This window comes from Devosia sp. (genome assembly GCF_034675085.1).
Taxonomy (GTDB): domain Bacteria; phylum Pseudomonadota; class Alphaproteobacteria; order Rhizobiales; family Devosiaceae; genus Devosia.
Window position 1 is genome coordinate 1 of record NZ_JAUCDN010000447.1, and the last position, 2,000, is coordinate 2,000.

Annotated in this window: 3 protein-coding genes and 1 tRNA gene; 3 read left to right on the forward strand and 1 reads right to left on the reverse strand. The window is 64.5% G+C overall.

The genetic code is table 11. The annotated features are described in order from the left end of the window. The first annotated feature begins 122 nt into the window (after positions 1-122). The 3 genes from VDP82_RS17550 (at position 123) to VDP82_RS17560 (ending at position 1,455) form a co-directional block, all read left to right on the forward strand. On the forward strand, positions 123-524 hold the full coding sequence (locus VDP82_RS17550) for a TIGR02300 family protein (protein WP_323016105.1): 402 nt from the start codon (positions 123-125) through the stop codon (positions 522-524). Positions 525-663: 139 nt separating this feature from the next. After that, positions 664-739: transfer RNA gene (locus tag VDP82_RS17555), tRNA-Ala, on the forward strand. 212 nt (positions 740-951) lie between these two features. Then, a complete protein-coding gene (locus VDP82_RS17560; protein ID WP_323016106.1) occupies positions 952-1,455 on the forward strand; it encodes a DUF2165 domain-containing protein in 504 nt (167 codons plus the stop codon). 15 nt (positions 1,456-1,470) lie between these two features. Here the strand turns inward: VDP82_RS17560 and VDP82_RS17565 are convergent. Further along, positions 1,471-2,000, reverse strand: a 530-nt coding sequence (locus VDP82_RS17565) for a methyl-accepting chemotaxis protein (RefSeq protein ID WP_323016107.1), incomplete at its 5' end; no start/stop codon positions are given.

The window sequence follows — 2,000 nt, forward strand, 5'->3', positions numbered from 1 at the left end:
CGGCCGCGCGGTTCCCCACATTTTCGGTTTGACAGGGGCAGGGTTTGCCCATAACCGGACTGACCGAACCGGGGCAGGCGCAGGCATTTGCCGCCCCCGCAACTTTATCACGAGGAACATCGATGGCCAGTTCCGACCGCGGCACCAAGCGTACCGATCCCGATACGGGCAAGAAGTTCTACGATCTCAACCAGGACCCGATCGTCTCGCCCTATACGGGCAAGAGCTATCCGCGCTCCTATTTCGAGCAATTGCTCACCGGCCGGCCCTCGCCCGCCACCGCCCGCAAGAGCGATGAAGAGGACGAGGAGATCGAAGACGATGTCGAGGACGCGGCGGCGCCCGACATGGTCTCGCTCGAGGACGCCGATGCCGAGGAATCGGGCGGCGAAGACATTCCCGATGTCGAGGATGTCGAAGTCGACGAAGAGCTGGGCGATGACGAGGAAGACGTGTTCCTCGAGGAAGACGAAGACGAGGACGACGGTCTGGGCTTCGACGTCGACGGCGACGAAGACCGCTGATTTTCCAGATATTTATCCACCGGGTTCGTGCAAAACCCGGTGGATGAAAAAAGTGTCATTTAGGCACTTGCATGAGAGCGGATCATCCAATAGGTTCCGCCTCGCTTCGGACGGGCATCGCCCGCCGGAACCCAAGGATGGGGCCATAGCTCAGCTGGGAGAGCGCTTGCATGGCATGCAAGAGGTCAGCGGTTCGATCCCGCTTGGCTCCACCAAATCCTTCCCTTCAGTCCTGATCGCGTTTTGCCGCGTTGTGCGCCTGGCTTGCCGGCCTGGTTTTGCCTGCCGGCGGCGAAAGGGGTTACAGCTTGTCTGCCGAAAGCGGGAACCGGTTTCGGGATAAAAACAGGCGCAAAAGCAGCGTCCTGAAGCGCAAGGGGCGAATCGGAAAGATCGCGACGCGGTTCAGGGTCGGCGGGGGGCTCTCATGGTGATCGTTCGGCTCGGCAAGGCGGTTCTGGTGGGGGCTGTGGCGCTTTATGCGAGCCTGGTCGCCCTGGGCAATATCACCGATTACGGCAGCAATTTCGCCTTTGTCGAGCATGTGCTGAGCATGGACACGGTGTTCGCCGAGGCCACCATCGTGTCGCGCGCCATCGCTGCGCCGGCGCTGCATCACCTGTTTTACGGGCTCATCATCGCCGGCGAATCGCTGACCGCGCTGTTGTGCTGGGCCGGCTCCCTTGCCCTGCTCATCCGCCTGCGCGCCCCTGCCGCCCGCTTCAATCGCGCCAAGAGCTGGGCCATGGCCGGGCTCATTCTGGGGTTCCTGGTCTGGCAGGTCGGCTTCATGACCATTGGCGGGGAATGGTTCGGCATGTGGATGTCGTCGAGCTGGAACGGCCTGCAATCGGCCTTCCGCGTCTTCATCACCATTCTGGGCGTGATGATCTTTCTCAACCAGCCCGACGGGGAACTGGACCCGGCCTGACGCCTCGTCCCCGGGTCATCCGGCCGCCCGTGCGGCATCGGTCCGGCTGGCGCGGCCGGATGCGCCTCGTGTTCGGCCGGGGCCGGCCGCGCTGCCGATGCGGAACAGGGCGATGGCCTGCTCGATGCCGCTGGCCTGGGCCTCGGCCTGGCCGATGGCGGCATTGGTTTGTTCCACCAGGGCCACATTATGCGTGGTCATGTCCTGCATCTGGCGAACCGCCTGGCCGACTTCGCCGATGGTGGTGGCCTGGCTCTGATTGTCGCGGGCAATGGCCTGCATCAGCGTGGAATTGGCCTGGGTCGCGCCCAGCATGGAGCCCAGCGTCGCCGCGGCCTCTGCCACCAGCGCGGTGCCTCCGCCCACCTCGCGCACCGAGGTTTCGATCAGCGCCTTGATGTCGGCGGAAGCCTCCGCCGCGCTCTGGGCCAGCCGCCGCACTTCCACGGCGACCACCGCAAAGCCCTTGCCCGCTTCGCCCGCCCGCGCTGCTTCCACCGAGGCGTTGAGCGCCAGCAGATTGGTCTGGAAGGCGATGTCGTCGA

Bases quoted from the DNA above. Each gene is read 5' to 3' on its own strand.
- VDP82_RS17550 (WP_323016105.1), top strand. From the start codon at position 123: ATGGCCAGTTCCGACCGCGGCACCAAGCGTACCGATCCCGATACGGGC.
- VDP82_RS17560 (WP_323016106.1), top strand. From the start codon at position 952: ATGGTGATCGTTCGGCTCGGCAAGGCGGTTCTGGTGGGGGCTGTGGCG.